1 pseudogene is annotated in these 1,034 nt (G+C 64.0%); it reads right to left on the bottom strand.

From position 1 onward, the window contains the following. Positions 1–24: 24 nt before the first annotated feature. Positions 25–699 (bottom strand): annotated as a pseudogene (locus EOA75_RS33195) (YbhN family protein); the annotation flags it as partial. Positions 700–1,034: the final 335 nt, after the last annotated feature.

Genomic DNA, 1,034 nt, shown 5'->3' with positions numbered 1-1,034 from the left:
CATCTACTTTGCCTTGCCGGCCGCCGGCAAGGCAAAGTAGATGATGGCCGCCGCCGCGAGCAGCTCGACCGGGCCGATCAGCAATTGCCGCGCCACGATCGGCAGTGCCGGGTAATGCAGCTGGAAGCTGCCGACCTTGAGCGGCCTCAGATGCAGCCAGCTGCAGAACACATAGACCGCAACCAGGATCAGCATGGCGAGGCCGGCGGCTGTTGCCAGCTCGTGGTGCGGGGTCGTGGTGAAACGGTCGACGATCTGCGGCTCCAGCACCAGCACGAGGCCCCCGACAAGCAGGCTGGAGAGCACGAAGGTGATCCAGCAGATCGCCACCAGCACGCCGACATCCTGGCCGGTCAGCCCCCGGGTGCCATAGGCGCGGTAGCGGATCACCGCGCCAGACAGCACCGAGCCGCCGATATTGTGCGACAGCGCATAGGTGGTGAAGGAGCAGAGCGTGACGAACAGCCACGAAACTTTCTTGCCGATATGGAGCAGCGCAATGTGGTCGTAGCCGGCGAGGGAGGCATAGGCGACGACCGAGCTCAGCGCCGCCAGCACCCAGGCGCGCGGGGGGATGGCGACGATACCGGCCCAAACATCGTCGAGTGAGATGCCGCGCAACTCATGGATGAGCAGCCAGAGCGAGAACACCACGGCCGCTACGCCGATGACCGGCCAGAAATAGCGCGTCCAGTTCATGGCGTCGTCGTCATGCGATTAAGCTCATTGCTATGATGTCGCCCAAACCCGTTCCAAGTCTCATTGAGACATGCCTGATTGAAGCCGGCTATTCAACCGGCATGAGGTGGCCCCTGCGTGACGGCGCCAAAAATCGGGCCATGCGCTCTTGGTGATTGCAAAGCGCGCTGCTAGTCTGTTCTCAACTTGAACAAATCGAGGTGCCTGCTGCGTCCTTGCTGGTTCGCGCGGCGCCGAAAGGAATTGAAGTGGAAGACCACGATACCGGCGCGGGCGCGTCGGCAGTGGGCGTGTCCGGGGCATCGCCGGCGGTACCGGCGGGCCCGCCCGCGGGG

The sequence above is a fragment of the Mesorhizobium sp. M1A.F.Ca.IN.022.07.1.1 genome, assembly GCF_003997575.1.
GTDB lineage: Bacteria > Pseudomonadota > Alphaproteobacteria > Rhizobiales > Rhizobiaceae > Mesorhizobium.
The sequence above is the reverse complement of the archived record's forward strand: the minus strand, read 5'-3'. Positions and strand labels throughout refer to the sequence as shown.